Annotated in this window: 31 protein-coding genes, 1 tRNA gene and 1 pseudogene; 18 read left to right on the forward strand and 15 right to left on the reverse strand. The window is 48.0% G+C overall.

Going from position 1 to position 26,605, the window contains the following annotated elements; genetic code table 11:
- Nucleotides 1-58: 58 nt before the first annotated feature.
- From nusG to JNC77_RS00170, 9 genes and pseudogenes are all read right to left on the reverse strand, one after another.
- On the reverse strand, nucleotides 59-700 hold the full coding sequence (nusG, locus tag JNC77_RS00130; RefSeq protein WP_374828706.1) for a transcription termination/antitermination protein NusG: 642 nt from the start codon (nucleotides 698-700) through the stop codon (nucleotides 59-61).
- Entirely contained in the window at nucleotides 687-1,949 is a 1,263-nt protein-coding gene (locus JNC77_RS00135; RefSeq protein WP_374828707.1) for a hypothetical protein, read from the reverse strand. The genes nusG and JNC77_RS00135 overlap by 14 nt, the downstream gene beginning before the upstream one ends.
- Nucleotides 1,946-2,197, reverse strand: coding sequence for a DUF3310 domain-containing protein (locus JNC77_RS00140; protein WP_374828708.1), 252 nt, complete (start codon nucleotides 2,195-2,197; stop codon nucleotides 1,946-1,948). The genes JNC77_RS00135 and JNC77_RS00140 overlap by 4 nt, the downstream gene beginning before the upstream one ends.
- A complete protein-coding gene (locus JNC77_RS00145; RefSeq protein ID WP_374828709.1) occupies nucleotides 2,194-2,718 on the reverse strand; it encodes a hypothetical protein in 525 nt (174 codons plus the stop codon). Before JNC77_RS00145 ends, JNC77_RS00140 begins: the two co-directional genes overlap by 4 nt.
- Before the next feature lie 226 nt (nucleotides 2,719-2,944).
- A pseudogene (locus JNC77_RS00150) lies at nucleotides 2,945-4,108 on the reverse strand (MT-A70 family methyltransferase); the annotation flags it as partial.
- Nucleotides 4,105-4,428: a hypothetical protein gene (locus JNC77_RS00155; protein ID WP_374828710.1), complete on the reverse strand. Its 324-nt coding sequence runs from the start codon at nucleotides 4,426-4,428 to the stop codon at nucleotides 4,105-4,107. The gene JNC77_RS00155 and the pseudogene JNC77_RS00150, both read right to left, overlap by 4 nt.
- A gap of 105 nt (nucleotides 4,429-4,533) precedes the next feature.
- Nucleotides 4,534-5,193, reverse strand: coding sequence for a hypothetical protein (locus JNC77_RS00160; protein WP_374828711.1), 660 nt, complete (start codon nucleotides 5,191-5,193; stop codon nucleotides 4,534-4,536).
- Nucleotides 5,190-5,675: a phage regulatory CII family protein gene (locus JNC77_RS00165; protein ID WP_374828712.1), complete on the reverse strand. Its 486-nt coding sequence runs from the start codon at nucleotides 5,673-5,675 to the stop codon at nucleotides 5,190-5,192. Before JNC77_RS00165 ends, JNC77_RS00160 begins: the two co-directional genes overlap by 4 nt.
- 278 nt (nucleotides 5,676-5,953) lie before the next feature.
- Nucleotides 5,954-6,238 (reverse strand): hypothetical protein, encoded by a 285-nt coding sequence (locus JNC77_RS00170; protein WP_374828713.1) that lies wholly within the window; start codon nucleotides 6,236-6,238, stop codon nucleotides 5,954-5,956.
- 51 nt (nucleotides 6,239-6,289) lie between these two features.
- On the opposite strand from JNC77_RS00170, the gene JNC77_RS00175 reads away from it, so the two are divergent.
- The 9 genes from JNC77_RS00175 to JNC77_RS00215 all read left to right on the forward strand — a co-directional run bounded on the left by JNC77_RS00175 (nucleotide 6,290) and on the right by JNC77_RS00215 (nucleotide 10,927).
- Complete coding sequence (locus JNC77_RS00175; protein ID WP_374828714.1) at nucleotides 6,290-6,904, forward strand: LexA family transcriptional regulator; 615 nt, start codon at nucleotides 6,290-6,292, stop codon at nucleotides 6,902-6,904.
- A gap of 24 nt (nucleotides 6,905-6,928) precedes the next feature.
- Entirely contained in the window at nucleotides 6,929-7,981 is a 1,053-nt protein-coding gene (locus tag JNC77_RS00180; RefSeq protein WP_374828715.1) for a type I restriction endonuclease, read from the forward strand.
- Nucleotides 7,982-8,174: 193 nt separating this feature from the next.
- The gene (locus JNC77_RS00185; RefSeq protein WP_374828716.1) at nucleotides 8,175-8,411 is read left to right on the forward strand and encodes a hypothetical protein; all 237 of its coding nucleotides are present in this window, start codon (nucleotides 8,175-8,177) and stop codon (nucleotides 8,409-8,411) included.
- A complete protein-coding gene (locus JNC77_RS00190; protein WP_374828717.1) occupies nucleotides 8,408-9,097 on the forward strand; it encodes a hypothetical protein in 690 nt (229 codons plus the stop codon). Before JNC77_RS00185 ends, JNC77_RS00190 begins: the two co-directional genes overlap by 4 nt.
- The gene (locus tag JNC77_RS00195; protein ID WP_374828718.1) at nucleotides 9,094-9,348 is read left to right on the forward strand and encodes a hypothetical protein; all 255 of its coding nucleotides are present in this window, start codon (nucleotides 9,094-9,096) and stop codon (nucleotides 9,346-9,348) included. The genes JNC77_RS00190 and JNC77_RS00195 overlap by 4 nt, the downstream gene beginning before the upstream one ends.
- A complete protein-coding gene (locus JNC77_RS00200) occupies nucleotides 9,345-9,623 on the forward strand; it encodes a hypothetical protein (RefSeq protein ID WP_374828719.1) in 279 nt (92 codons plus the stop codon). The genes JNC77_RS00195 and JNC77_RS00200 overlap by 4 nt, the downstream gene beginning before the upstream one ends.
- Nucleotides 9,620-9,844 (forward strand): hypothetical protein, encoded by a 225-nt coding sequence (locus tag JNC77_RS00205; RefSeq protein ID WP_374828720.1) that lies wholly within the window; start codon nucleotides 9,620-9,622, stop codon nucleotides 9,842-9,844. Before JNC77_RS00200 ends, JNC77_RS00205 begins: the two co-directional genes overlap by 4 nt.
- A gap of 230 nt (nucleotides 9,845-10,074) precedes the next feature.
- On the forward strand, nucleotides 10,075-10,245 hold the full coding sequence (locus JNC77_RS00210) for a hypothetical protein (protein WP_374828721.1): 171 nt from the start codon (nucleotides 10,075-10,077) through the stop codon (nucleotides 10,243-10,245).
- Between the two features lie 73 nt (nucleotides 10,246-10,318).
- Entirely contained in the window at nucleotides 10,319-10,927 is a 609-nt protein-coding gene (locus JNC77_RS00215; protein WP_374828722.1) for a Fic family protein, read from the forward strand.
- Nucleotides 10,928-10,962: 35 nt separating this feature from the next.
- Here JNC77_RS00215 and JNC77_RS00220 read toward each other — a convergent pair whose 3' ends face one another.
- The 5 genes from JNC77_RS00220 to secA form a co-directional block, all read right to left on the reverse strand.
- Nucleotides 10,963-12,321 (reverse strand): DUF6538 domain-containing protein, encoded by a 1,359-nt coding sequence (locus tag JNC77_RS00220; RefSeq protein WP_374828723.1) that lies wholly within the window; start codon nucleotides 12,319-12,321, stop codon nucleotides 10,963-10,965.
- A 128-nt stretch (nucleotides 12,322-12,449) separates the two neighbouring features.
- A tRNA-Leu gene (locus tag JNC77_RS00225) sits at nucleotides 12,450-12,534 on the reverse strand.
- 233 nt (nucleotides 12,535-12,767) lie between these two features.
- Complete coding sequence (locus JNC77_RS00230; protein ID WP_374828724.1) at nucleotides 12,768-14,393, reverse strand: phosphoethanolamine transferase; 1,626 nt, start codon at nucleotides 14,391-14,393, stop codon at nucleotides 12,768-12,770.
- A 94-nt stretch (nucleotides 14,394-14,487) separates the two neighbouring features.
- The gene (locus tag JNC77_RS00235) at nucleotides 14,488-15,753 is read right to left on the reverse strand and encodes a GNAT family N-acetyltransferase (RefSeq protein ID WP_374828725.1); all 1,266 of its coding nucleotides are present in this window, start codon (nucleotides 15,751-15,753) and stop codon (nucleotides 14,488-14,490) included.
- A 207-nt stretch (nucleotides 15,754-15,960) separates the two neighbouring features.
- The gene (secA, locus tag JNC77_RS00240; RefSeq protein ID WP_374828726.1) at nucleotides 15,961-18,687 is read right to left on the reverse strand and encodes a preprotein translocase subunit SecA; all 2,727 of its coding nucleotides are present in this window, start codon (nucleotides 18,685-18,687) and stop codon (nucleotides 15,961-15,963) included.
- 300 nt (nucleotides 18,688-18,987) lie between these two features.
- On the opposite strand from secA, the gene JNC77_RS00245 reads away from it, so the two are divergent.
- The 5 genes from JNC77_RS00245 (at nucleotide 18,988) to JNC77_RS00265 (ending at nucleotide 23,038) form a co-directional block, all read left to right on the forward strand.
- On the forward strand, nucleotides 18,988-19,911 hold the full coding sequence (locus tag JNC77_RS00245) for a peptidylprolyl isomerase (RefSeq protein WP_374828727.1): 924 nt from the start codon (nucleotides 18,988-18,990) through the stop codon (nucleotides 19,909-19,911).
- A gap of 215 nt (nucleotides 19,912-20,126) precedes the next feature.
- On the forward strand, nucleotides 20,127-21,368 hold the full coding sequence (gene argJ, locus JNC77_RS00250; protein ID WP_374828728.1) for a bifunctional glutamate N-acetyltransferase/amino-acid acetyltransferase ArgJ: 1,242 nt from the start codon (nucleotides 20,127-20,129) through the stop codon (nucleotides 21,366-21,368).
- Nucleotides 21,369-21,436: 68 nt separating this feature from the next.
- Nucleotides 21,437-22,228, forward strand: a complete 792-nt coding sequence (locus JNC77_RS00255; RefSeq protein WP_374828729.1) for a GNAT family N-acetyltransferase — start codon at nucleotides 21,437-21,439, stop codon at nucleotides 22,226-22,228.
- A 42-nt stretch (nucleotides 22,229-22,270) separates the two neighbouring features.
- Nucleotides 22,271-22,699 (forward strand): 8-oxo-dGTP diphosphatase MutT, encoded by a 429-nt coding sequence (gene mutT / locus JNC77_RS00260; RefSeq protein ID WP_374828730.1) that lies wholly within the window; start codon nucleotides 22,271-22,273, stop codon nucleotides 22,697-22,699.
- 108 nt (nucleotides 22,700-22,807) lie between these two features.
- The gene (locus JNC77_RS00265; protein ID WP_374828731.1) at nucleotides 22,808-23,038 is read left to right on the forward strand and encodes a hypothetical protein; all 231 of its coding nucleotides are present in this window, start codon (nucleotides 22,808-22,810) and stop codon (nucleotides 23,036-23,038) included.
- A gap of 1 nt (nucleotide 23,039) precedes the next feature.
- Here JNC77_RS00265 and JNC77_RS00270 read toward each other — a convergent pair whose 3' ends face one another.
- Nucleotides 23,040-23,945 carry a methyltransferase domain-containing protein gene (locus tag JNC77_RS00270; protein WP_374828732.1) on the reverse strand — a complete coding sequence of 302 codons (906 nt, stop codon included), beginning with the start codon at nucleotides 23,943-23,945 and terminating at the stop codon, nucleotides 23,040-23,042.
- Nucleotides 23,946-24,025: 80 nt separating this feature from the next.
- On the opposite strand from JNC77_RS00270, the gene JNC77_RS00275 reads away from it, so the two are divergent.
- The 4 genes from JNC77_RS00275 to JNC77_RS00290 all read left to right on the forward strand — a co-directional run bounded on the left by JNC77_RS00275 (nucleotide 24,026) and on the right by JNC77_RS00290 (nucleotide 26,460).
- Nucleotides 24,026-24,835, forward strand: a complete 810-nt coding sequence (locus tag JNC77_RS00275) for a ComF family protein (protein WP_374828733.1) — start codon at nucleotides 24,026-24,028, stop codon at nucleotides 24,833-24,835.
- Between the two features lie 70 nt (nucleotides 24,836-24,905).
- Nucleotides 24,906-25,169 carry a glutaredoxin 3 gene (gene grxC / locus JNC77_RS00280; RefSeq protein WP_374828734.1) on the forward strand — a complete coding sequence of 88 codons (264 nt, stop codon included), beginning with the start codon at nucleotides 24,906-24,908 and terminating at the stop codon, nucleotides 25,167-25,169.
- Between the two features lie 11 nt (nucleotides 25,170-25,180).
- Nucleotides 25,181-26,017, forward strand: a complete 837-nt coding sequence (locus tag JNC77_RS00285; RefSeq protein WP_374828735.1) for a carbon-nitrogen hydrolase family protein — start codon at nucleotides 25,181-25,183, stop codon at nucleotides 26,015-26,017.
- A 17-nt stretch (nucleotides 26,018-26,034) separates the two neighbouring features.
- A complete protein-coding gene (locus JNC77_RS00290; RefSeq protein ID WP_374828736.1) occupies nucleotides 26,035-26,460 on the forward strand; it encodes a DUF1178 family protein in 426 nt (141 codons plus the stop codon).
- The last annotated feature ends 145 nt before the right edge of the window (nucleotides 26,461-26,605 follow it).

The following is a 26,605-nucleotide window of genomic DNA, read 5'->3' on the forward strand; positions in this document are numbered from 1 at the left end:
ACGTTTTACCGTGTAGTGAGGTTCACTATCTTAAACAGATCATCCGCCATAATAGCTGTCACAAGTTTTCGAGCATTGCAAGAGGGATGAGTGCAGGAACACAACCACCCAGAAACTCAATCTCAAGCACTGCATCACCCTTTTTACCCGCTTGAACAACCATCCCAACAGCACCGGCAAACAGCCCTTCAATGATGCGGACACGCATGCCGCGATTGAGTTGAATTGTGCTTTCCTTATCCCAATCATAGGCACCAGATTGTGCCTTGCCCTTGATAAGCTTCACCATTGCAGTTTGGACTAAGTACGGTTTTTCATTTCCACCGACCAAATTGATCACATGCTCAAAACCAAGAATTCCGTGTAGTGCTTCGCCGGATATTGGACAGCGGATAAGCACATAACCTGTCATCATCGGAATCATTTCAGCGGGAATTTTTTTATGATTGCGACGCTTTTCTGCCCCTTTACGCACAGGCACAAAGCACTCAATTCCGCATTCAATGAGCTTTTTTTCCAGAATCAGCTCTTTTCCGGACATCACACGGGCTGCAATCCACGGTGCGTCCGAATCAAGCCGCACAGCTGCTGCTGCAATTTCACGGCGCCGTCTTTCTTTCTCAGCCGCCAACATCATCACCTTTGGATGCTGATTGATCTTGGCTTCAAGTGCAGAGCGTTCGATATCATTGAGCAGCATCTTGTTTCACCTCTGCAAGCTTTGTTTCAAATGCAGCCAATCCAGCCACGCCACCCTTCGGGCAATAAACCACCGGCAAACGGTCAAACTCGGACAACCAAGGCCAATTACGCCGTTTAAACTCACGCTTCCATGCATCCAAGCCTTCAGTGCCTTGCGGCACAGGTTCGAATAAATGAGCAAGTTCTTGCCAAAGTTGACCAAACACCGCCCCGCCCTTTTGCTGCTGCACCATGCGGAACTGCATCACCTTTGGCCAAGCTTTGGCAAACAGAGCATTTGGCAGGAAAGTCTTGCTCGCCAGCGCCTCATCAGCCGCGCCTTCGTAGAAATGACCGAACAAACGCGCCATACCAACCGGCCCGAAACAAGCAGCCCAACCATCAGGCTTGTTTGTTTTCGAAGCGTCTGCCGCCTTGGCATCCTCCAAACGATCCAGAATTGCCGGATTAAGCGCATTCCAAAGCCGATCTCGGAAGAATATCCCTGCTCCTTGGGGTTTTACTTTGCGCTCGGCAGCATTCAGCAAATAAGCATCACGCCAACGCTCAGCCTCTTTGCGCTCAGCCGGTATAAGCCCAGCAAAATGCCCCTTGATCCAAGCCAAAGTAGTTTGGTGATCCCATTTTGGCCAGATCCCAGCATCATAGCCAACTCCGTTCAAGAACCGGATAACCCTCTTCTCGAACGCCGCGGTTTTTGGATCATCCTCAGCGGAGACACTATCCTGCTCTAAACTCTTTTTCGAACTTTCGCTTTCGCGCGCTTTTTTTTCTTTCTTATGATCAGTATTTTCTAGATTATCAGTTATTACTAGGGGGGGATTTACCGGCGCCGGTTTTTCCGTTGACGGATTCACCGTCGACGGTTTTTCAGTCTGCGGTAGAAATGCAACACTTTCATCCATCACAGCGCAGTCGGTTTGCGGCTCAACTACAGCCGACCTAATCGGCTCATCATAGATAACCAAAGATAATGCGCTGAAACGTCCACCTTCCCGCGCCTGCTCTTTTTCCGCATAACCAGTCTCGACCAGCTCGGCAACAATCCGGCGCGCCTTATCGCGCCCGCATGAGCCTTTATTCATGATGTCACGCAAGACGACAGTCCAATTATCCGGCTTTGACAAAAGGTAACCAAGCAACCACCTTGCTTCCATACTCAACCGCACATCCTCAAAGACATGGTTCGGTATGGCCGCGTAGCGTGCATTGCGTACACCTCTTCTGATGGTGGCTTCCTCTTTCATTCCGCCACCTCCTTTCCCTCATATACAGGGTTGGGCCGGTCGCCCTCTCGTGCCCGCAAAGCCAATTCGCGCTCGATATACCAATGTGCTTTTTTCAGATCTTCCATGGCATCGTTTTTAAGATCTGCCCGCCAGATATATTTCATGGCATTGCCAAGATTGAAGCCCATATGCTCAGTGATAGTGATGCATTCCACGCCAGACGGATGGCTGTTATAATGCTTAGGATTATTGACCGGATCGCTCATCGTGATGCCCTCCGCCATGCTGTGTAACCGGCACGAAGCGAGCGCCAGCGCTCTGCCGCTTGCGGATCACTATTGAGTGCTTTGCGTGATGACACACCGAGCAACGAGCGCAGTTTGACCGCCACCCGATCATCGGTGAGCGGCTTTTCCAGCCCGTGCTTTTCGTGGATGTAAAGCTTGAATGCAGGCTCACCGCACTTCATGGACGCTTCCGCCGCATAATTGCGCGGATCATGCTGTGCAGGTTTATTTGCACGCGCTGACTGGCCGCACTTAACGCTCGCAATCGCCCGATCAACCAGCCCAAGCAAAAACATTGCGATATATGGCGCATTGGCGAAGAATTCGATTTCTTCAGGCGTTGCGCCTTTGTGAAACCGTGCCACTTCCACCACGTCACCTTGAGCAGTTTTGGCCTCGACAAAATTGCCGATATCATCCGCCGCCAAAAACCATTGCGCGCCGCTCAAGGCTGAAAGCTTATTACGAATTCTGCGCAACTCTTTACCTTCGTCAGACATTGCGCCCTCCGATCCACTTGCGCCTGCCGGAGCTGGTTGGCGCACTGACCAGACCTTGAGCTTCCAATTGCTCCAACACGCGGCACACATCCGCATATGGCACTTGGGAAAGCTTGCTGATGATGTTGGGCGAGGCCATTTTGTTATGCGCAAAAACCGCGCAAACCGCATCATAATGCGGATCTGGCTCGTCAATCGTTTCTTCGTCCGGCTCAACCGGCTGCGTGGCCTCAAAGCCCCATGCGTCCCAACCTTTGCGCGGACGACGACAAAACAATTCAACCTTGGCAATGTCCGGAAAAAGCCGCTCGATCTGCTCAGCGAAATAATCAGGCTTCACCGAATGATCCGTCTTGCGCTCGCTGTAAACCGTATTTGGTTGTTTTCCGGCCAAAGGCGCGGCCACATCGCCACGCCGTCCGATCAGCAAAAGCTCATGGCAATCCCTGCCCCAATAGCCCGTGCCAACGACAACCTTGTCCCAAATCCAGTGATGAACGTATGTGAAGCCGCAAGCTTCCATCACCTGCAAAGCATCAAGCAACATCGGGTTGGTTGCCCAGCAAAAGAACACAGCCGGGTGATTGCCGCCAATCAGTTTTTGCATAAGCTCAATAATTTCAGGCGTTGGCATTGTCGGATAATGGTTTTCGGCCGACTTTTCGCGCCCAGTCACTTCCGAATGCACACCAAAGCGCCAAGGCGGATCAGCATAATAAACCGGATAAATAAGCGCTTCAGAAGTTGATGCCGTCTGCCGTCCGCGCTCTGCCACGATTTCCATCTTGGTCAAACGCACCGCATGACGCACTTTGGCTTGCTCGGCGCGGATATGCTTGGCCGCGGATAAAATAGCCTTCTTTTCCTGCCGCAGAACTTTTGTTTGCTCTGCATGTTCAAGCTCTGAAAGTGCTTCACCGGCGTGAATAGACACTTTTCCTTGACGGATAGCTTCAATTAACTCTGATGAGCCATGATCTCTTACACGTCGAGCGGCTGTTACCGCACGCTCTGAAATTGTTAGCTTTTCTGCCGCTCGGCGGGTCGGCAAATTTGCTGACCCACCTGTATTTTGATTAATTCCACGTTCCCAATCTACGATTAAAGCAGCGGCCATCGCTCGTTGAGATTCAGTTAGATGCCTGCGGTGCAGGTTTTTTGACAAAACGAAAGACAGCGGATCATCAAGGGAAAATTGCTCATAAACCGGCTCGACACCTGCAAGCGCACATGCCGCCTGCCGGTTGCGTCCGTCCAGCACTTTGCCATCCAGCAAAAGGATAGGTTCAAATTGTCCGTTTTCTTTAATGTCGAGGCTCAATGTGCGTAAATTGACTTCATCAAGCATCGGAAAAATATCGGCCAGCGGATGCGCAGGATAAAGCGTCATTTGTTTGCTCTCCCGCGTTTATGCCGACGCACGGCTTCCAATATTGCCGCGCATCTGGCTTCAGGAATACCCGTCGCTTTTGCCATACTGGCGGTGTCGGTTTTGCCTGCCAAAAGCAGGACGCACTTCACCTGTTCATCCAATTCAGCATCGGATGGCGGGATGTCGCGTTCTTGACCAATACGCGCTGCAAAGGCCGCCTCAAACAACAGCTGTGCATATTCACGCGGGCTGTAGCCAAGCCGTTTGGCACTTAAGTTCAAACGCCTTGAAACCCGATCTGTCAGTTTCAAATTCAGAATGACGGAAGGTTGATGCATATCAGTGCCTTTCTGCCAGCCAGATGATGATGAAAAATGGTGACGCACAGACGAGCGCAATTAAGCAGCCAAGCACTATGTCGGAGTTTCCACGAATGAAGTGCATCATACGTAAGCCCTCCGCAAAGGTGGCAAACCTTCTGCTATACGCTCGCTATCAACCAGTTTTTGCAGCAAGCACTGTGCATCACCATTGCCACAATGACGAACGAGCAGAGGGAGTTTATTCATCGGACAATTGGCGAATATGCTGATAAACTGGCCGAAGTCGCTAAAGAAACAAATGACGTCGACCTTCAAAGCAGCGTCGAAATAGCCCGTGAAGTTGCTGAAAACTTTAGAGGAGTTGAAGACTGGGCGGCATCTTTTAAAGCCTTCAATCGCTCGAGCCGTGGCGCTCTCGATTAGTATCCCATCCCATGGCTTCCCAGCGCTTTCGCCTTGCTTGCTGCCGCGCAATAGCTCGCTTGACGCATCCAGCAATGAGCTGGCTGAAATCAAGCGTTTTGACCCGCACGCCAACTTCAGCATCCGCTTTGCCATTGATAACTTCAATGCTTTCAAGCTTATTGATTGGCGACATTTCGCATTCCTTTCGTTAGATAATTGAGCAAATGCAAACCCGCCTTCGCGTTCGAGAACCAAAACGCGAAAGCGGGCAATCATCTGCCGAGGGAGAATGCGCCAGATGATAAGTAAATATTGAGTTTGAGATTTTCCGTGACATTCATCACATCGTGCGGACAAAAACTGTGGCTCACTCATGCCGCACCGCCCTTCACAGCGGCCTTAACCCGGCGCTGCAAAGCACGGATTTCCTGTATGGATTTTTCCATTTTACCGGAGATAATCCGCTCTTCTTCAGGCGTAATCACACCATCGGCAACAGAGTTTGAGACAGCTTTAACGAGCTGGCTAATTCCACACAAAAGTGAAGCAACATCGGTAATGTCCGGTAGGTTTTCGCCCTGCCCGTCAGCATCCAGTGCCACAAGTTTAAACCCAAGCATTGCGGCCATAGCAGACAAAATGCCGTTGGAACGTGTGTCCAACATCAAATCCATTGCGATATCGATCGGCATATGCGCCGCCGCATCATCCAGCGAGCCATATTTTGAAAGCGCCGGTGCTTGCACACGTGTCACATGCTCAAAACTGGAAACACCGCCAGCCATTTCAAGCAAACGGCGAACGACAGCTTTTAACTGGCGGCGCTGTTGTTCATTTGTCGGGCGCAGATTACTCATAATGGGCACCTGCACTGGAGCTTAAGGCATCACAGAAAACATTGATCACATCGTTTCCGTGACAAGCAGAATCCTGCTTGCTCAAATGAGAGCTATGAAAAATGTGGTCTTTCAGGCTGGTGTTTTTCACTTGAATCATAGGAGGCACCTAAAAAAACGGCACAGCTTTCCCGTTCTGGGGCAAGCCAGTGCAAGCCCCGAAATTCGAGGCACTTAGTTTGATGAAATTTGAGAATTAATCTGCGACCAACGGAGGGTCTGACGAATGCCTACATCGCTTAAATGCTGCCATTCACACCCTCCTCATTCAATTTCGTAAGAGAAACATCATCCTGAATTTCAAGGGTGATTGGTGGCAAAAAATCGTCAGCAGTTAAATCGATTCCACGCTGATGTGCGACAGCAATAAGTAAAGGAGCGTGCTTAAAAGGAATGACACCTCCCGTACCGCCTTTTTCCTTCGGCCTCATCCAATTCCAAACACGCGTACGATGAACACCAACAATCGCCGCTACCGACGACGAGCCACCAAGACAAAGAATGATTGTTTTAGCTGGTTCCATACCACACATGTAGCGATTTTAGATACAAATGCAAGGTTTAATGTAGCGATCATGGAAAGTGACGTGACAAGCTCTATAAGTTATGGCTATGACATGTTGTCAGATTGGCTACGTTCAGCACTTGAACAAACAGATATATCACAGTCGGAACTATCACGCCTGTTAACCGAGAGGTTAAACCGGTCGATTGATCGCGCAGCCGTAAATAAAATGCTGACAGGCAAAAGAGGCATAAATGGTGACGAGCTTTTAACCATTGAAGCTATCACTGGCTTGACTGCCCCAAAAGAAATACAAGTCCCCCTAAAAGGCCGTGTAGGCGCTGGAGCTATTATTGAAGCAATTGATAATGGCGACCAAGAATATGTAGAAGCACCAGCCGAATCCAAGCCCAATACGGTAGCGGTAGAAGTTGCTGGCGACTCCATGTTTCCTGCATATGAAGCAGGAACCCTATTATATTATTCCAAGCTATTACCACCAGCCGAGATGATTAATCGCCGCTGCGTAGTACAACTGGTAGATCAAAGAATCTTTGTCAAAGTACTGCGTAAAGGTGACCATGACGGAACCTGGACACTTCAAAGCTTAAATCCAACAGTAGCCGATATAACTAATATAGAAGTTGAATGGGCAGCACCTATCGATTGGATTAAACCAAGGTAGGCCATTCACTAAAGGGGGAGAAACATGAGCAGTATCGATGAAAGCTTACGTAGCATTTCAGAGCGAGTAAAAACCCATGCCGACACACTACTCACTGAGGAAGCAGTAAAAACTGCGGTTGTCTTACCTTTTTTACGTGCATTGGGTTATGATGTTTTTGATCCTAGTGAGGTAATACCAGAGTTCACCGCGGACGCAGTCGGAAAAAAAGGCGAAAAAGTTGATTACGCGGTAAAAATAGATAACGACATCAGAATTCTGATAGAGTGCAAACCAATATCAGTAACACTTGAGAAGAAACATCTTGATCAACTATATCGTTATTTTAGTGTAACGAACGCTAAATTTGCGATCCTAACAAATGGGCAAAAATTCAATTTCTACACAGACTTAGAGTCCCCAAATAGGCTGGATACGCGACCATTCTTTGTCTTTGACGCACTAGACTACAACTCATCAATTTTATCAGAATTGAAAAAGTTTGAAAAAAATAGCTTTAATGAAGAAAATATTTTAGCAACGGCAGAGCGCCTCAAATATACTTCGGGCATTAAGCAAGCAATTTACAAATTAATCGAGAACCCGACAGACGATTTTGTTCGAATCGTTTCTGCAAGCATTTACGAAGGTAGATTAACTGCTCCAGTTCGCGAAATGCTTACAGATGTGACCAAGACAGCTTTTCGTGAAGTCATTATGGATGCCGTTAAAAACCGCCTAACCAATGCCCTAGCAGAGGCAGACCCAAAACCAGTTACCAATAACGACCAACCTATAGAAACAACGTCTGACATTGTGACAACGGAAGAAGAAATTGAAGGTTATATGATCGTCAAAGCCATAGTGCGCGAAGCTGTGAGCGCCAATCGTGTCATTATGCGCGATGCGAAATCTTACTGTGCAGTTCTGCTAGACGACAACAACCGCAAGCCATTAATTCGCCTACACTTTAATAGGACAACAAAATACATTGGATTATTTGATGGAGAGACTGAAGAAAGGCTTGTGATTGAAAGCCTTGATCAGATGTACGATTATTCCGATCGTATCAAAGCTACAGCACTCAAATACGGCTAAACTTTAGTCTAGGTTCAAAGGCTAATTACAAACGAGTCCCGTCCTTTGCGGGGCTCGTTTTTTATTTTGTAGCGTTAATAGCTACAAATGACTTGACTAACTGTAGCGATTATAGAAACATCATATACATTCGAGTTGGTAACAATCAGATGTGCTGATTTTAACGCACCAACCTTCTCAATTGGAGTGTATCATGATCATTTATCAAAGCATCAAACCCGCCCAACAAGCAGCCATCACACTGCAGGCTAGCGAAGCGCTAACGGTCAAAGAAATGGCCGCGACCATGCAAGACATGGCAGCAGCCGGAGAAGCGGTGACACCTGAAAACTTGAAGCTGCACGGTTTTAGCGATTGCGCAATTATGCGCTTCGCAGCAGCCGCCGCCAGCCTTGCTCGCAAAAACGCAGTTAAGGCGGTGCGGGCATGATCAGCCAAGAAGAAAATATCAGACGCTTTGGGCAGCCAGTGACAGGACGTGGCTCCACCTGGCCAAAAGAAAGAGAATTAATCTCACTCTCCTTCAACGCACAGGGCGGCGAAATTCTTCGAATACAGATGCAGAAGAAAGAAGCGAAATGGCTTTTGCATACACTCCATCACTACCTTGACGTGAACAGAGATTCTGCGAGTGAAAAGCTATCAGCACCTGCAAACTTGTCGAAAACTGATGCGGCGGCGGTGCGTGGATCTAAAGGGCGGCTACCTGAGCTGCCAGACGAGCTTTATGAATACTACCCCGCTATGAGTGCGCAAACTCACGAGAAGCTTGTAAAATCATATGCCCGTGATGCCATCCGCGCCCCATCTGCCGACCCAGCACAGGCAGGCTTCGCTAACGCCGACTGGTATTACCGAGATAATGATCCGGATGATAATGGCGATACAGCTTACGAAGCAATCGTAAACCATCCTGAATATTCGATACACCTAGTTCACTCAAGTTACAGGGGCGATAGCAGATATGTGTTTCGCGCCCCTACACTTGATCCAAGCGATGACGACGACGAGGTATTGAACTTCGAAACCGAAGAGGAAGCAATTGCGGCGGCAACAGAACGTAAAGAAGCGATTGCATCTTTACCCGCCGCCCCGACCACGGTGGCAGGACGATGAAGCTGACAGCACAGGTTGACCTTGGTGGTGGTGCAATTGCCACCATCGTAAACCCCCAGTCTTTCAATGATGGGGGTGTAATATGGCGCGTAAGATACGATAATTGTGAAGAAGTAAGATACACGGCAGCGATGATTATAGAGAGTTACGACTACCTACTTTCGAGCGATATAAGCACAACAGAAGCTATTCGACGCATCCGCATTCTTAAATCAGGCCGCGGCGCCTTGGCGCAAGGGGGCGAGCGATGAAGTTAGCATACGCAGAAGTAAGAGCCGACTTTGAAAAGCTTGAGAGTGTTATTGAGCTTCACGATCATGTCGAACTGGATAGCGCACGATTAAACTTAATGCAAAATCCGACGAAGGCAGAAGCTGCACAAATGTATCTATCAGCTATTGGTCTTTGGTTTGGTGAACGTCGGTCAAAATACAAAAGGCAACCAGAATTACCGGAATGGGTGTTTGATATGGCCGATAAATATGGTTTTGGCCGCGCGGCCTTGGCACCGGGAAGTGGAGAATGAGAAAAATCAAACCACGCCCTGTCACACTTGAGCGCATAGATCGTGCAATGGACAGACTTGCCCAGATCATATTGGAGCATGGGCAAGAAGGCTTACAATATTTGGTTATTTATGAGCGACTGGAGCAGGAGCGGGAAATAGTTCTTGAACAAGAAGGGCAGCTCAACAAGCTACGCGAACGCCTCAAACAATCGAAGGCTCGAATGGCAGCTGAATTTTAAGCAGTTCCTGCTGCCGCCATTTGAACATTTTTCTGCATTAATATGTTATCATGAAGCTCAGGCTAACCAACATGACGGCCAATTCATTAGCACTAGAGCTCTAAAACAATACTATTGTCACCACAAAATCTTCCAAGCATATGTTTTTGCAACATATTATATTTATCATCTGGCTATTATTGACATTAATTAAACCATATATATTTTATCGATACATTAGGAGTACGATCATGACGACAACACAAAGCATTTCCAGGCTTATAGAGCTCGCTAAAGCGATCACAGTATCCGAGCAGCACAAAGATGAACAGCGCCGGAGTTTTGTGTTCGGTAACACTGCATTTGAAAATGAAAAAATAACAAAAGAAATGGTAGACCAGCAAGCTGCGACCGCTAGCTGATCGATTTAACAACAAATAAGAGCCGTGCGATCTGCACGGCTTTTTTTTTAGCAATCGATAAGGTAAAAACTAAATGTCTCTTGTTGTTGAACAGCTTGAAATCCAAAATGGGTTTGAACAATTTGATTATGGCCTCGAAGTAATACGACAGTCACTTGATCCACATTTTCCATTTTCTTTGCGAGAATCTTTGATTCTGGAGTTGCAAGCGATCGCAGTAAAAGAGCTAGTTCAAAATCCAGGGCAATACAGAGGAACATCTGTAGGAATAACAAAATCTAAACATATTCCTCCAGAGCCACACCTTGTCAAAAATTTAGTAATTGAGATGTGCGAATACATCAACAATAACCTACATGAAAAATCACCATTCCATTTAGCTGCGTATATAATGTGGAGACATAACTGGATTCACCCATTCGTAGACGGAAACGGACGAACAAGCAGAATGCTCTCCTATATAATTCTTTGTGTCGCTCTAAAATCGGAACTCCCAGGCAGCCCGACTATCCCACAACAGATCCAAGAAGATAGAAGCGGCTATTTCGCAGCACTAGAAGCAGCAGACGAAGCAGAAGCTAATGGCACAATTGACGTTTCTATTATGGAAGAACTCTTAAAGGGCATGCTGGCCAATCAACTTTTATCTGTAATTGATGCCGCGACTGGCGAGGGAAAGTAGAAGCATGAACTGTATATTTCATTAGCATATACAGTTCAAACAATCGAAGGCTCGAACGGCAGCTGAATTTTAAGCAGTTCCTGCTGGCGCCATTTGAGCGCCCCGCCCGATCCATAAGTTGGCCGGTCAACTGTATGCCCCATCAAAATACGACGAAGCTCTGAATCAATGCCCGCCTCTTTCATACGATCCTCAAACGAGTGCCGGAATGAATAAACCTTGTGCTTTTCAGACGGCAGAAGACCATGCTCACGCAGATATTTATTCAACGCCGCAGACATGCTGGATTCACGGTCTTTATAACGCGGGAAGCCATTTGGATGCTTTTTAAAAACTTCCAGAGCCACACCAACCAAAGGCACATCGCGGATTGAAGATTGTGTTTTGATTTCCCGCTTGTCATCCGGATCAAAACGCGGCGCGATCTTGAGATGCGGCACGTCATGATCAAGCACGATCTCGGCAGCGGTCAGGTTGCAAAGCTCGCTGGGACGCGCCCCTGTCTCGATCATTGCCAGAATAACGCCGCGCCCTTGGTCATTCATATTCGCAAGCGCCCCGGGCTTCATGATTACGTCGCGGATCCATTCAGTTTCAAATGGCGGCCGCGTGTTTTTCTGGCGCTCGTTGAAGCTTAAATTGGCAAACGGATTTACGCGTCCGTCATCGCCCAGATATTTAAAATAAGCATCATAAAGCACCCGCATATTGCCGATGACACGGTTGCCCATAGAGGCTGAATGCGTTGCCACACCTTTAGCCGGCGCGACACGATCGATCCAATAACGATAAAATTTCTGGGCATCTTCGCGTGAGATCTCATCGATGGCTCTTTGACCAACAACTTGTGTGAAATAATCAACGGCGAGTTGTTTGACCTTTTCCCATTTTTTGCGCTGAGCGGGACTTTTACCGGCAATCTCATGGGCTGCAATTTCATCCCGATATAGTTCGAACGCTTTTTGAACTGACATTGCGGGTTTTTTCACGCCGCCGAGCACGGCTTGAACGACGGGCTTTGGCATTTGGTCATTAAGGACTGTTTCTATGCGCCGCAGGATAGTATCGACTTGTTCTGTCGAAATTTCGGCTGGATGGCGATATGTAAAGCCAAGAGCTTCCACTCTTTTTCTGGCTTGATTATATTTATCTATCGCTCTTTCGCAATCGCCGCCAAGGATCAGGGCGGCCCAGTATTCGTCGTCTGCCCGTTCCAGAATATCGCGCTTTGCGCGTGCTTCGGCCAGATCACTTGTTTTGAGTGATTGTTGAGCGAACTCTCCTCGATCATCCATTGCGATGACGCTTGTTGGTATGCGGCGTTTGTAATGAAAATTACCTGCTCTTATGAGGAGATATCGATCAGCATTATAGTTCGATTTTTTAGCTGCCATGATGTTCTGCCGCCCTTTGTGTAACAAAGAATGTAACAGAAATCATGTGCCCTGCAAGAGGGGTATTTTGGTTGATTTAAATTATCGAGTTAAATCAATAGGTTACGGGGATTTTTAAGTGGGAAAAGTGGTGCGGGTGGTCGGAATCGAACCGACACTCCTTTCGGAACTGGATTTTGAATCCAGCGCGTCTACCAGTTCCACCACACCCGCACATTTCTAAACTACCGAGGGTACGTCCTGTAAACCAGAACGGGGAACTATTATTCGGTAGCGGTCAGGGATATAACGGCTTCCCTCTCTCAGGTCAATCACCACTGACAAAACTTCATGCACTAAAATGACTTTTTTAAGAATATTTATCCCTGGAGCAAGAGACCGCACAGCCATTATGAGCAAAACAGCCGTTTGATGACAAAGTGGATCATCAAACGGCTTGAATAAGTTTAAGGTTCAGCCTGTTTCCGGCAGGCTGCAAATCGATCAAGTGACTGATCATAAACCGATGTTTTCACATTCATCATGCCCAAAACCGTATGAAAAAGATTGTCATGTGATGCCTCCTCGCCGGAACTTGCCCGCAAACACGACAAATCCATACCCGTCACGGCCTGATAATCTGGTGAAAACCATGCAATGAACGGAATATGTGTCTGCGTATCGGGTGCAATAAAATAAGGCGCTGCATGCAGATAAAGGCCATTCTCGCCCAGTGATTCGCCGTGATCGGACATATAAATCATCGACGAAACAAACTTGTCTTCATTGTCTTTAAGAATATCGATGATCTGCGACAAAACCTTATCCGTATAAAGAATGGAATTGTCATAAGAATTGACGATCTGACTATCCTCACATTTCGAGAACTCGGCCGTGCGGCACTCTGGTTTGAACTGTGCGATTTCCGGCGGATAGCGCATATAATAGGCAGGGCCATGGCTACCCGTCATATGCAAAACAAGCGTCGTATTTTCCTCGAACTCTGCCAAATGGTCACGCAAATAATCCGATAGAATCTGATCAATACACTCACCGCCCGCACAATATTTCGGATCATTGGAAGTTTGCAGATCAATCATCTTTGACCTGTCGGCAACCCCTTTGTCACCGGTATTGTTTTCCCACCACTCAACGTTCACACCGGCATGCTGCAACACATCAAGCAGGTTTTCTGAAGCCTTGAATTTAGCACTGGAATAATCGGTGCGTGGAAATGGCGAGAACATACAAGGCACCGAAACAGAGGTCTCCGTGCCGCAGCTGGTCGTATTGGTAAATGCGAGCACATCACGTTTCTTCAATTCCGGATTAGTTTCTCGTTCATAACCATTGAGACTGAAATTTTGTGCTCTTGCGGTTTCGCCCACCACTACAACAGTCAGCATTTTTTTACCCGCCGGTAATGTCATTTGTACCTGTTTGGCATCCTGACCTAGCGGCTGCATGACAATCTGGCGCTCGGTTAAATCACGAATAAAGTAATCGATCGTGCTTGCGACGGGCTTATAGGGCACCAGATAGCCCATAATATCATGGCGGTGCATACGATACATCGAAGAATAAGCGCCAAAATCAGCGCCGATCAAAATAACAAAACCAGCCACACAGCCCAAGATGATTGGGGTATTGATCATGATCTTATTTAAAATAGGCCGGTGAATGACCCTTACCCATGCGATCAAAGCCGATGGAAGCAGGCCATATAGCAACATGTGCGTAATAAAACCTGCTGTCAGCAGATTGCGAGATTCCCCGGCGGTTGTCGTCAAGGTTGCCTCAACCACATTTCGGGTGATGATCGTGCCGAATGTCTCGGCAAAATATGAGCCGGCCGCGGCCACCATAATCATAAAGATCAAAAAGGGTTTAATGACATAATGTGCTGAAAACAAAACCAAAATGGCAATATGCAGCAACAACAAAGCCACTGCCATGACAGCCACTTTCAGCGGCTGGCCATTAAAATAGTCAAAAATCAGGGGCCAAAATGTCTTGTTGGTAAATAATAAAAAATAGATCGCGGTCAAAACACAAAGCAGACCACTGGAAATTGAAGGACGAGTAAAATGCATAAATTATACTTTCTGAATTTATAATCCAGCTCTTTATGTTCTGAATTTGCGCTTTTTATGTCCGGTTAAATTGACGATTATAACAAGCTTATCCCTATTTAAAATGGCGGATTAATTTACGGTATGCTTGCTTCAAAGCACTGCTTTGGTTTCGTAGCCTGACTTTAACCGCCGCCTTTTCAACCAAACGATGCGCATCTCTATTCAAGCCGACAATCAGTGTCTCTTGCGGCTCGCACGTATTGAACATACTTTCAATCAACGGATGTTCAGCCAGTACACAAGCATCCATGCGTTTGATATTCGGATCGTCGATCGTATTTTTAATCACATCGCGCAACAATAAAACATCGGGTGAAAATGCATGTAACCCTTCCGCATAAGCACTTTTCCAAATCCATGCATCGCTATTTTCAATAAAAATGATGACTGCCGCAATTGTCTTATCATTGAGTTCCAATGAATGAAGCTGCACGGCACCACGTTCTGCCAGATTATTAACGGCTTCACGTGCAAACGCTTCACGATAACGATCCCCGACGATCTTTGTTTTATGCCGGGCTCTTTCCGTACGGTTTTCCAACAGAATGAAACGCTCAAACTTCAGCCGGATATCATCAATACTAGTGCTGACCACATATCGCACGGCTCCAAGCTCTGAAAGACTTTCAGACAAATATTGCAACTGCATATTGTGACCGGCATCTATGTATTCTCGGCAATACGCGTCCCCCGCCAGATCACTGATTAGAAACGGGCGTGGCTCATTCTCAAGCACATGCATGGGCAGTTTTCGCTTATCTGCAACATCGCGGATCACCTGCGTTGTTGCACCATGCGAGCGCATATGTGGAAAAACCAGCACCTGTGGCAATTGCAAATGCTTGCGGTTCAAAATATCAAAAAGATCATTCACGACACCTGAAGGGTCATCCTGATCAATCAAAGGCGTGCCTTGCGGAGAAAAGCCGGTTGTCCATGCCCGCATCATCGCCTGTCCTGTTTTCCAGCCCAGACGCTCCATCGTATAGGGCATCACAAAACGCAAACGGCTGCGTTCTTCATTCTCGTCACGCATTACCATAAAACGGACAATACGATCTTCCAGCCGCGGCATAGCCGGTGCTAAAAACCGCGCATTGAAAAAAATATTGGGTTCAATGGTGCGCTTGCTTAAAAAATCCAGTTCATCGCGTAATTCATAACCTGCGGAAGCGGCATAAATATCCAGTTTACGCGGAATTTCCGGTTGCAAGGCGTATGGCGTGCCATTTTCCGGCATGAGCGCGCATGCAAAAACAGATTTTGCTGCCCTTTCTGCTTCTTGCGCCTTCTCCTCAAGCAATGGATGCACAACCATCGAAATCCCCTCGACCAATTTTCCTCAGGCATCATTCATTACTGCCTGAATAGCATATTGTGCAATTTCTATAGGGCAAATCCTTTAATATAAAGAAAACCAGAAGCTTAATAAAACACAAATAAAAAAGCCGTTGTTTTGTCAATGCAAACAAAACAACGGCTTAACTGGTTTATGCAGTATTGACGCTCTTAATCGAACGCACTCTTAATCGAACGCACCGTGGCAATGCTTGTATTTCTTGCCGGAGCCACAAGGGCAATTTTCATTACGGCTGACACGCCCCCATGTGCGTGGATCACTGGCATCACGGCTGGACGGCTCAATAATCCGGTCATCTTCTTGATGTTCTGCCCATGCATCCGGATCGAAATCATTCATCCCGGTAGAGCTGTCAATATGGCTGCCACTCATGACCGGCAATTCTGGTGCAGGCTCACTCGCTGCCTCACGCACCAGCTCCACCCGCATCAACTGCGATGTCACAACTTCGCGCAAATTGCCGAGCATGGCCTGAAACAGTTCAAAACCTTCGGTCTTATATTCGCTCAGTGGATCGCGCTGCGCATAACCACGGAAACCAACGACTGAGCGTAAATGATCGAGATTGACCAAATGCTCGCGCCACAGATTATCCAACGATTGCAGGATCACAGATTTTTCCACATATGTCATAATCTGTTCGCCAAAGCGCTCGGCACGATCAGCCGCTGCTTTATCTGCGGCTTCCATGATGCGATTGAGAAATTCTTCCTCAGCAATACCTTCTTCCTTGGCCCATTCTTCAACAGGCAGATCAAGGTTCAAGCTCTTTGCCACATCTTCCTTCAAGCCGGCAATATCCCATTTTTCCGCATAGGCATTTTCAGGGATACGGGCTGCGACCATGTCTTCAATCACTTCATGGCGCATTTCAGTAACGGCATCGGTCAGGTTTTCACTGTCCATCATTTCAAGGCGCTGCTCGAAGATCACCTTACGCTGATCATTCATCACATCGTCATATTTGAGCAGATTTTTGCGCATTTCAAAGTTACGCGCTTCCACCTTCTTCTGCGCCTTTTCCAAAGCCTTGTTAATCCATGGATGAACGATGGCTTCGTCTTCCTTCAGACCCAGTTTCTGGAGCATCCCATCCATACGATCGGAGCCGAAAATGCGCATCAAGTCATCCTGCAAGGAAAGGAAGAATTTCGAGCGTCCCGGATCACCCTGACGACCGGAACGACCACGCAACTGATTATCAATGCGGCGGCTTTCATGACGCTCGGTTGCCAGAACATAAAGCCCACCGGCAGCAAGTGCTTTTTCTTTCAATCGGGCAATATCAGCTTTAATGGCCGCAATTTTCTGTTCGCGTTCTTCACCTTCCGGCACATCGGCCAGTTCCTGCTGCACCCGCATTTCCAAATTGCCGCCGAGCTGAATATCTGTACCACGGCCAGCCATATTCGTTGCAATAGTCACTGCCCCCGGTACACCGGCCTGTGCAATAATGAACGCTTCCTGTTCGTGATAACGGGCGTTCAGAACCTGAAAACCTTTGATACCTTCTTTACGCAGACGATCCGCCAGCATTTCAGATTTTTCAATCGAAGTGGTGCCGACCAGCACTGGTTGCGACTTGGCATGCGCTTCACGAATATCACGCACAATCGCTTTGAATTTCTCTTCAACCGTACGATAAACTTCATCATGATCATCAATACGGGCAACCGGCAGATTGGTTGGAATTTCTACAACTTCCAAACCGTAAATATTGCCGAATTCTTCAGCTTCCGTTGCCGCTGTGCCAGTCATACCGGAAAGCTTGGTATACATGCGGAAATAATTCTGGAACGTAATCGAAGCCAGTGTCTGGTTTTCAGGCTGGATCGTCACCTCTTCTTTGGCTTCCAATGCCTGATGCAAACCTTCGGAGTAACGGCGCCCCGGCATCATACGGCCGGTGAATTCGTCGATGATAACAATCTCGTCATTATTGACGATGTAATCTTTATCACGCTGGAACAATGTATGGGCACGTAGCGCATTATTGAGATGGTGAACAATGGCGACATTCTCGATGTCATAAAGTCCTTCACCTTTCAGGTGTCCGGCTTCTGCCAAAAGCTGTTCCATGCGTTCGGTACCGGCTTCTGTGAAAATCGCCGTTTTTGCTTTCTCATCAACTTCAAAATCTTCCGCAGTCAATTTCGGAATAAAATTATTGATGAGGTTATAAAATTCGGTACGATCTTCCAGCGGACCGGAAATAATCAGTGGCGTGCGAGCCTCATCGATGAGAATCGAATCAACTTCATCGACAATCGCGTAATGATGCGGGCGCTGCACCATCTGGGCGCGCTCATATTTCATATTGTCGCGCAAATAATCGAAACCAAGTTCGTTATTGGTCGCGTACGTAATGTCGCAATTATATGAAGCGCGGCGCTGATCATCATCCATACCATGACCGATCACACCAACCGTGAGGCCAAGGAAGTTGTAAAGCTTCGCCATTGTCTGGGCATCACGACCGGCGAGATAGTCATTGACCGTCACCACATGCACGCCTTTGCCTTCAAGGGCGTTGAGGTAAACCGGCAAGGTTGCCATCAAGGTTTTACCTTCACCGGTACGCATTTCGGCAATACCACGCTCATGCAGCACAATACCGCCAATCAGCTGCACATCGAAGGGACGCATGTCCAACACACGTTTTGCGGCTTCTCTGGCCGTGGCAAACGCATCGGGAAGCAAATCATCCACAGTTTTGCCATTGGCTAACGCCGCACGAAATTCCGCGGTTTTTGCCTGCAACTGTTCGTTTGTAAGTGCCTCGTAATTTTTCTCAAGCGCTGTAATTTCTTGAACGCGCTGACGCATGCTTTTGACACGGCGGTCATTAGATGAGCCGAAAATCTTACGGGCGAGACCGCCAAAGCTGACCATTCCTGGTCCTTTCCTGTCCGTTCAGCCAGCTAAACTACCGGCATTAAAATGCTTTTATCTACATCAATCTAAGCATTAGCATAAAAAGCACAATATTCGCATGCAACCTTGAAGGCGCAATTTTCGAACCATCGTGCAAACAACGCAAGCTTACTGGACGCAAAGCCGTTGGAGAGATAAGAGTGGGATTGCGTGATGTCAACGTAGTAGCGCGTTATCATCTATGATAACAGATGCTTTTTAAGGCCAAATTATGCCGTATTTATCAGGTCGGTAGACGGTTCCAATGGAGAATTTTTGATGACACTATACCGTAAAAGCCTTGCCATGCTCGCCGCAACAGCATTTTTGGGTGGCGTAATGGGCACAGCTATCGCACAGGAAGCAGCCGCTCCGGCCCCTGCTGCAGCGACAACCGAAAAAGATGAACCGGGCAAAGTTCTGGCCACTGTTAATGGTGTTGCCATCACGCAAGGCGAAGTCGATCAGGCTGCAACCGATCTGGATCCGCAATTTGGCCGCCTGCCGGTTGAACAGCGCCGTTTGGCTGCATTGGCTGCACTCATCGACATTAAAGCACTGGCCGCTGAAGGCGAGAAAAACAAGCTCGACCAGACAGAAGAATTTAAAAACCGTATGGGCTTCTTGAAGGACCGCGCGCTGCATAACGAAGTTTTCAAAGCTGAAATCGTCGACAAAATCTCCGATGAAGATGCACGCGCTCGTTATGACAAAGAAATTGCAGCTTTGCCTGCTCAAAACGAAGTGCGCGCCCGTCACATTCTCGTCAAAGAGAAAAAAGACGCTGAAGAAATCATCAAAAAACTGGATGGCGGCGCAAAATTTGAAGATATGGCCAAAGAAAACTCCACTGACGGCTCTGCCGCACAAGGTGGTGATCTGGGCTATTTCGGCGAGGGTATGATGGTGCCGGAATTTGAAAAAGCCGCCTTCGCACTGGAACCGGGCAGCTACACCAAAGAGCCGGTCGAATCACAGTTTGGCTTCCACATTATCAAGCTGGAAGACAAACGCGCCAAACAGCCACCAGCATTTGATCAGGTAAAAGATGAAATCCGTTCAATGATTATGCGTGAGCGCTATGTCACCATGATCAAAGATCTGCGCGATGGCATGAAAATCACCTATAATGATCCGGCTGTTGAAAAGGCCATGAAGGAAGCTGCAGCTGAACAGGATGCAGAAGAAGCTGCCAAGCCGTAAGTCTGGCCTTGGTTTCAGGCATAAAATCATCGCCTGATCAGACAAAAATACAACGGGTGCTTTTAATTAATTTTGAAAGTGCCCGTTTTTTTACGCCCCGCACAAGGTATCTCTATGCAAAGGCTTGGAAAAGCAGCATAAGAGATGCAGAAGTTGATTGCTTTAAAAGCAGAAAAATTCACAATTACATTACATGACCAGTATTTGAGGCTATCATGTCGGCACCTATTTCTCCGCTTGCTCCTAAACATTATCCGGCAATGCCCGCGATCAAGGGAGCGCGTATTGCCACCGCAGAAGCGGGTATCAAATATAAAGGCCGAACAGACGTTATGATGCTGATCTTTGATCAGCCGGCAGAAGCAGCAGGTGTTTTCACCCGCTCGAAATGCCCGTCAGCTCCAGTTGATTTCTGCCGGCAGAACCTTGTTCATGGTAAGGCTCGCGCAGTTGTGGTCAATTCCGGCAATGCAAATGCTTTCACCGGCTCCAAAGGCCGCGCCAGTACGCAAGCCACCGCAGAAGCCGCAGCTCAGGCTATCGGCTGCTCGACTACAGAAATTTTTCTCGCTTCCACCGGCGTGATCGGTGAACCATTGGATGCAAGCAAATTCTCGCATCTGCTGGGTGATATGGCACAAAATGCCGTCGATAATTATTGGACGGAAGCTGCCAAAGCGATCATGACTACGGATACTTATCCGAAGGTTGCAACCGAAACCGTGCTGATCGGTGAAGTGCCTGTTACCATCAATGGTATTGCCAAAGGTGCAGGCATGATTGCGCCCGACATGGCCACTATGTTGTCTTTCATCGTCACCGATGCGCCGATCTCTTCCGCAGTATTGCAGAGCCTGTTGTCGAAGGGTGTTGATCCGACATTCAACTCGATGACAGTTGATAGCGACACATCCACCTCCGACACTTTAATGCTGTTTTCGACCGGCACAGCTATTGAGCGCGGCGCACCGGCAATCACCGATGTGAAAGACACCCGTCTCAACCAGTTCAAAAAAGCGCTGAACCGCTTATTAAAATCACTCGCCATGCAGGTTGCGCGTGACGGCGAAGGCGCCCGAAAAATGCTGGAAATTGAAGTAACCGGTGCCAAATCTGCTGTTTCTGCCAAGAAAATTGCACTTTCCATTGCCAACTCACCACTGGTTAAAACCGCAGCTGCCGGTGAAGATGCCAATTGGGGTCGTGTGGTTATGGCCGTTGGTAAAGCCGGTGAACCAGCCGAGCGCGATCTGCTAGCCATCTGGTTTGGTGACATCCGCGTGGCGCATCAGGGCGAACGTGATCCGGATTATTCGGAGGATGCAGCTTCTGCCTATATGAAAGGCGAAGATATTTATATCCGTGTGGATATTGGTCTTGGCCGCGGCAAAGCAACGGTTTGGACATGTGATCTGACCAAAGAATATGTCGCCATCAACGGCGATTACCGCAGTTAAATAACAGCGCATCCCGAAAAGTGTTAAGCGGTTTTCGGATGAGGTGCGCGCAAAAAAAGACACAGATGATGACCAGCTCCCCGTCCATCACAACACCTGATCTCACTATTGTGCGCCAGCTCGAAGCTTTAGGCTTTCGCGCATGGCCTGCAAGTCAGGTGCAATATAGCGGGAGCTGGGCCATCCGTCTGACACCGGATCATCAGTCGAAGCGCTTGAATTCGGTCAATCCGCTTGATCCGGGCGATTTTCATAATCTTGATGAACGCGTTACAGCGATCAAAACAATGTTTGAGCAAGCCGGAAAATGCCCTGTTTTCCGCCTGTCTCCGCTTGCTGCACCCGAACTGACCCAATATCTTGATGATCTTGGCTGGGTGGAAAAAGGACGCACCATTACTATGGTGCGATCCATTGAACCGGATTTTGCCAGTAAACCGACTGATATTATGCTGAGCGACGATATTGAGGCTTATGCCAAAGCATCACTTGCGGCGCATGGTAAAAGCCTTGCTGAACAAAATGCACTCTCACCAGCCCTCACCGCTATTTTAAGCCAGATCCGCCCCGCAAAAACGATGATGATTGCCAAAGAAAGCGATCAGACAGTTGCAGCGGGTCTTTGCGTTAAAGATTATGCATGGGCAGGGCTTTTTGATCTGGCAACTGCTCCCTCGCATCAACGCCAAGGGTTGGCGGCAGCACTCATTGCCACTAGCCTGCAATGGGCACAGCAACGGGGCGCCAAACGCGCATGGCTGCAAATCGAAGAAGGCAATCTTGCGGGATTAGCGCTTTACCGTAAACTGGGCTTTAGCGAGAGCTATCGCTACTGTTACCGAGAAATGCCGCAAGGCTGATATTTCTTCAGTTATAATGTCAATTCAATCAACGGGATTATCATGACCAGCACTCAATCAGGCACCCCACAACGCCGTATTCTGTTAGTTGCCGCCTGCGCCTTGGTGGATAATGACGGCCGCGTTTTGCTGGCGCAGCGCCCTGAAGGCAAACAATTGGCAGGCTTATGGGAGTTTCCGGGCGGCAAGGTGGAGGCCGGTGAAACACCGGAAGAAACCCTCATCCGCGAATTGCAGGAAGAACTTGGCATTATCACCCAAACAGCTTGTCTGGCACCGCTTACCTTTGCCAGCCACACTTATGATGATTTTCATTTACTTATGCCGCTTTATATTTGCCGCCGTTATGAAGGCATTGCGCGCGGCATGGAAGGCCAAGCGATAAAATGGGTACAGCCGCGTGACATGCGTGATTATCCGATGCCACCGGCTGACGAACCACTCATCCCTATTTTATGCGATTTATTGTAATATCTATCTGTGATTAACTGTGACAATAACCAATCTGTGCAGTTTTGTTAATTTATCTTTCACTTCATTACGCCACACTGCGGCTCATACCACCCGGAGTTTTGAGTAATGGGTAATCAACAAAAAGACATCAAAGAGATCGACCGCGATCCATCCTATCGTCCGCTTTCCAATGCCAAAAGCAGCGCATTGCGTATTGCACTATTATTCGGCTCGGCGGCTCTTGCCCTTGGTATGATCATCATTCCATTGATGAATGAACGTGCCAACCGTCAAGACATGCAAGCATTGTTCCCGTATAGTGTCGACATGACCAAGACAGGCTCAATCCGTAACTAATCTATTCTTCATCCGGTTTGGTTTGAAATTGCTGTAATGCATCTGCCAGCGAGGCTTTGGCAGAACCGGGCTTTAACGGCTTTTGCTGTGATTCATGCGGCTTCCAGCCCGACATCCACAGTGTTGAAAAACTTGCTCTGATGCGCCCGTCCAGATCAGAAAAACGATCAGTATAAATCTGCGCCGCACGCATGAAAACACTGCGCGTCAGTGGCTTTCTCGATCGATCAAGCAGAATATTCTGCATACCCATGGCGCGAATATCTTTAAGCAAATCGAACATAGAATTATAACGAACCGTCACTGTATCAACATCAGTAACAGGCAATGCAAATCCGGCTCGCTGCAACAAAGCGCCCGCATCGCGAATATCTGCAAAAGGCGCAATACGGGCAGCCGCACCGCCGGTCAATTCGATCTCGGCTTGCATCAGGCTTTCACGCAATTCACCCAAAGTGCCGGTGCCGGGAAAAGCTGCCAGAAACAAACCATCAGGGCGCAATGCACGGGAAATCTGGATCAGCATACCAGGCAAATCATTGACCAGATGCAGAGACATCAAGGATATAATCAGATCAGCGCTTTGTGGCTCCAGCGGCAGGATTTCGTTTGGCTCAACCACGCCTTTTTCAAAAGCAGCACCGCTGTCTTGAAAATAGAAATCGCCCTGCTCAATGCGGATGACTTTATCGACTTTTTCCGAATGCGCTAAACCTTGCGCCAAGGCATCCGTATAGCCCATCAGCGCCACACCGGTGCCGAAATGCTTTTCGACCGCACTTAAGCGATCCAGCACATCTTCAACTGCGCGCGATAGTAAAAAGTCAGCGTCTGCGACGGGCTTTGCCAAAGCACGCTTTTGAAACTGCAACATCAATCGGCGGTCAAAAATTCCGCTACCCGACATTTATAATCCGCCTTTTACAATCCGCATTTCTTCTGGCATGGTGAACCAGTGTTACATGCGTTCGATTGGGAGCGAATGCAATGACAAACCATGTCAGTTTGAAAAATAATGACGATGATGAAGAGCCGAAAAGGCTCAATTTCAGCTTTTCTGCGTTCAGTAAAAAGGCGTTCAAAACCGCTGCCGATATTTTATTTCCGCCTACCTGCATCGGCTGCAAACGCCATGTTTCGCATCCTGGTTCCTTGTGCCCGACCTGCTGGTGTGAAATCCGCTTTATCGAACAACCCTTTTGTCCTGTGCTCGGCACACCCTTTGCCCATGATTTCGGCTCGCATTTTTTATGTGCCGAGGCCATTGCCATTCCACCGCCTTTCAAGCGCCTGCGCTCGGCCGTCTTGCACAAGGGGGCGGCGCAACGCATGGCGGTATCATTGAAATTTTATGACCGTACCGATCTGGCACCATGGATGGCACAGTGGCTGGCACGTGCAGGACGTGAATTGCTTGATGATTGCGATGTGATCATCCCCGTGCCTCTCCATCGCTGGCGCTTCTGGCAGCGCCGTTATAACCAATCGGCAGAGCTTGCACGCAGCCTGGCTAAATCCGCCAACAAAACCTTTTGCGTTGATGCTTTGATCCGCACCCGCAACACGGTACAACAAACCGGCCTTGGCAGCAAAGAACGCCAACGCAATGTCGATGGTGCTTTCAAAGTGCCCGATAGAGGCGATATCCATATTCGCGGGCGACGGATTTTGCTCATTGATGATGTTTATACGACAGGTGCAACAGTACGCTCTGCCACCCGCACATTATTGCGTCACGGCGCGCAATCCGTAGACGTTTTAACTTTCAGCCGTGTTTTGCCCGAACATATACAATGAAGCTTTAAACAACGGGGGCTTTCAGCACACGCAATAAAAGCATATATGAGCATCAACAATGGAGTTAATCATGGTTGATGTTACAATTTATACCCGTCCGGGCTGCCCTTATTGCACCAAAGCAAAAGCTTTGCTGTCACAGAAAAATGTTGCATTTAACGAAATCAATGCAGGTGGCACCCCCGAACTTCGTGCAGAAATGCAACAAAAATCAGGCCGCAACACATTTCCGCAAATTTTTGTCGGTGATTATCATGTCGGCGGCTGTGATGATTTGCATGCTCTGGACGCAACTGGCAAGCTGGACACACTTCTAGAGACCGGAACACTATAAGGGAAAAAACCATGAGCACTTTTCGCGCAGCCGCCATCCAAATGCGTGTCGGCAGTGATATCAACGCCAATGTTGAATCTCTGGACCAACTTGTTGCAGAGGCTGCGCGCCAAGGTGCTCACTATGTTCAAACCCCTGAAGCAACCGGCGGCTTTCAACGCGATAAAAACGTGCTGCTCGCCACTATCCGCGACGAGGCCGATGATCCGGTATTTCTGGCGGCCGCAAAGCTTGCCAAAGCACACGGCATTTATCTGCATATTGGTTCCACCGCCATTCGTTCAGCTGATAATAAAGCCGCCAATCGTGGTGTGATTTTTGCGCCGACGGGCGAAAAAGTTACCACCTATGACAAAATCCATATGTTTGATGTGGATTTGGATAATGGCGAAAGCTGGCGCGAATCCGCCACTTATGAACCGGGTGACAAAGCGATTGTTGTTGAAACGCCGCTTGCCAAGATCGGCATGGGTATTTGCTACGATATCCGCTTTCCGCAGCTTTTTCAGGCACAGGCTTTGCTTGGTGCCAATCTGCTGACAGCACCTGCAGCCTTCACCCGCCAGACCGGTGAAGCGCATTGGCATATTTTGCAGCGCGCCCGCGCCATTGAAAATGGTGCCTTCCTGATTTCTGCCGCTCAAGGCGGTTTTCATGAAGATGGGCGCGGCACTTATGGTCACTCCATCATCGTCTCGCCTTGGGGCACAATTTTGGCGGAAGCCAACCATGATGAGCCATGTGTGATTGTTGCAGAAATTGACGTCAGTGAATCCACTTTTGCGCGCAAAAAAATTCCTAATCTAGCCAATGCGCGCAAATTCAGCACGCAAATTGTCAAATTTTAAGGACTAAAACAAAGAAAATGATCCGCTTTTCACTTAATTGTGCCAGCAACCATCATTTCGAAGCATGGTTTCGAAACAATGATGATTTTGACCAGCAGCTGAAAAGCGGTTTTGTCAGCTGCCCGCAATGCGGCTCACAAAACGTGCAAAAAGCGCTGATGGCACCATCTGTTTCAACCGGACGCAAAAAAGACCAGATCGCAGTTACCCTGGATGAAGCGCAGAAAAAAATTCTGAACGACATTCAGGATCTGGCACGTAAGGTGCGGGAAAATGCGGATTATGTCGGTGATAAATTTGCCGAAGAAGCACGTAAAATCCATTATGGCGAAACAAAAAAACGCGGCATTTACGGCGAAGCAACTACCGAAGACGTGACATCCCTCGTTGATGAAGGCATTGAAATCATGCCGCTTCCGGCTTTGCCTGAAGACAAAAACTGATCACTTTATTTCATTTTTTAAAAGCAGCGCGCTTCATGAACAAGATATTTTCCCGATATGGAAGCAGCGCTCCCATTTAGGGAAATATTTTTCTAATAAACTTTAATATTGGAATTATATACCCCATATATAGATTTCTACGCAA

Source organism: Paenochrobactrum pullorum, from assembly GCF_041929845.1.
GTDB classification, from domain to species: domain Bacteria; phylum Pseudomonadota; class Alphaproteobacteria; order Rhizobiales; family Rhizobiaceae; genus Paenochrobactrum; species Paenochrobactrum pullorum.

Bases quoted from the DNA above. Each gene is read 5' to 3' on its own strand.
- nusG (WP_374828706.1), bottom strand. From the start codon at position 700: ATGCTGCTCAATGATATCGAACGCTCTGCACTTGAAGCCAAGATCAAT.
- grxC (WP_374828734.1), top strand. From the start codon at position 24,906: ATGGTTGATGTTACAATTTATACCCGTCCGGGCTGCCCTTATTGCACC.
- argJ (WP_374828728.1), top strand. From the start codon at position 20,127: ATGTCGGCACCTATTTCTCCGCTTGCTCCTAAACATTATCCGGCAATG.
- JNC77_RS00275 (WP_374828733.1), top strand. From the start codon at position 24,026: ATGACAAACCATGTCAGTTTGAAAAATAATGACGATGATGAAGAGCCG.
- JNC77_RS00270 (WP_374828732.1), bottom strand. From the start codon at position 23,945: ATGTCGGGTAGCGGAATTTTTGACCGCCGATTGATGTTGCAGTTTCAA.
- JNC77_RS00285 (WP_374828735.1), top strand. From the start codon at position 25,181: ATGAGCACTTTTCGCGCAGCCGCCATCCAAATGCGTGTCGGCAGTGAT.
- JNC77_RS00290 (WP_374828736.1), top strand. From the start codon at position 26,035: ATGATCCGCTTTTCACTTAATTGTGCCAGCAACCATCATTTCGAAGCA.
- JNC77_RS00135 (WP_374828707.1), bottom strand. From the start codon at position 1,949: ATGAAAGAGGAAGCCACCATCAGAAGAGGTGTACGCAATGCACGCTAC.
- JNC77_RS00200 (WP_374828719.1), top strand. From the start codon at position 9,345: ATGAAGTTAGCATACGCAGAAGTAAGAGCCGACTTTGAAAAGCTTGAG.
- JNC77_RS00255 (WP_374828729.1), top strand. From the start codon at position 21,437: ATGACCAGCTCCCCGTCCATCACAACACCTGATCTCACTATTGTGCGC.
- mutT (WP_374828730.1), top strand. From the start codon at position 22,271: ATGACCAGCACTCAATCAGGCACCCCACAACGCCGTATTCTGTTAGTT.
- JNC77_RS00195 (WP_374828718.1), top strand. From the start codon at position 9,094: ATGAAGCTGACAGCACAGGTTGACCTTGGTGGTGGTGCAATTGCCACC.
- JNC77_RS00235 (WP_374828725.1), bottom strand. From the start codon at position 15,753: ATGGTTGTGCATCCATTGCTTGAGGAGAAGGCGCAAGAAGCAGAAAGG.
- JNC77_RS00205 (WP_374828720.1), top strand. From the start codon at position 9,620: ATGAGAAAAATCAAACCACGCCCTGTCACACTTGAGCGCATAGATCGT.
- JNC77_RS00215 (WP_374828722.1), top strand. From the start codon at position 10,319: ATGTCTCTTGTTGTTGAACAGCTTGAAATCCAAAATGGGTTTGAACAA.
- JNC77_RS00220 (WP_374828723.1), bottom strand. From the start codon at position 12,321: ATGGCAGCTAAAAAATCGAACTATAATGCTGATCGATATCTCCTCATA.
- JNC77_RS00145 (WP_374828709.1), bottom strand. From the start codon at position 2,718: ATGTCTGACGAAGGTAAAGAGTTGCGCAGAATTCGTAATAAGCTTTCA.
- secA (WP_374828726.1), bottom strand. From the start codon at position 18,687: ATGGTCAGCTTTGGCGGTCTCGCCCGTAAGATTTTCGGCTCATCTAAT.
- JNC77_RS00185 (WP_374828716.1), top strand. From the start codon at position 8,175: ATGATCATTTATCAAAGCATCAAACCCGCCCAACAAGCAGCCATCACA.
- JNC77_RS00245 (WP_374828727.1), top strand. From the start codon at position 18,988: ATGACACTATACCGTAAAAGCCTTGCCATGCTCGCCGCAACAGCATTT.
- JNC77_RS00190 (WP_374828717.1), top strand. From the start codon at position 8,408: ATGATCAGCCAAGAAGAAAATATCAGACGCTTTGGGCAGCCAGTGACA.
- JNC77_RS00230 (WP_374828724.1), bottom strand. From the start codon at position 14,393: ATGCATTTTACTCGTCCTTCAATTTCCAGTGGTCTGCTTTGTGTTTTG.
- JNC77_RS00160 (WP_374828711.1), bottom strand. From the start codon at position 5,193: ATGAGTGAGCCACAGTTTTTGTCCGCACGATGTGATGAATGTCACGGA.
- JNC77_RS00140 (WP_374828708.1), bottom strand. From the start codon at position 2,197: ATGAGCGATCCGGTCAATAATCCTAAGCATTATAACAGCCATCCGTCT.
- JNC77_RS00155 (WP_374828710.1), bottom strand. From the start codon at position 4,428: ATGCATCAACCTTCCGTCATTCTGAATTTGAAACTGACAGATCGGGTT.
- JNC77_RS00165 (WP_374828712.1), bottom strand. From the start codon at position 5,675: ATGAGTAATCTGCGCCCGACAAATGAACAACAGCGCCGCCAGTTAAAA.
- JNC77_RS00265 (WP_374828731.1), top strand. From the start codon at position 22,808: ATGGGTAATCAACAAAAAGACATCAAAGAGATCGACCGCGATCCATCC.
- JNC77_RS00170 (WP_374828713.1), bottom strand. From the start codon at position 6,238: ATGGAACCAGCTAAAACAATCATTCTTTGTCTTGGTGGCTCGTCGTCG.
- JNC77_RS00210 (WP_374828721.1), top strand. From the start codon at position 10,075: ATGACGACAACACAAAGCATTTCCAGGCTTATAGAGCTCGCTAAAGCG.
- JNC77_RS00180 (WP_374828715.1), top strand. From the start codon at position 6,929: ATGAGCAGTATCGATGAAAGCTTACGTAGCATTTCAGAGCGAGTAAAA.
- JNC77_RS00175 (WP_374828714.1), top strand. From the start codon at position 6,290: ATGGAAAGTGACGTGACAAGCTCTATAAGTTATGGCTATGACATGTTG.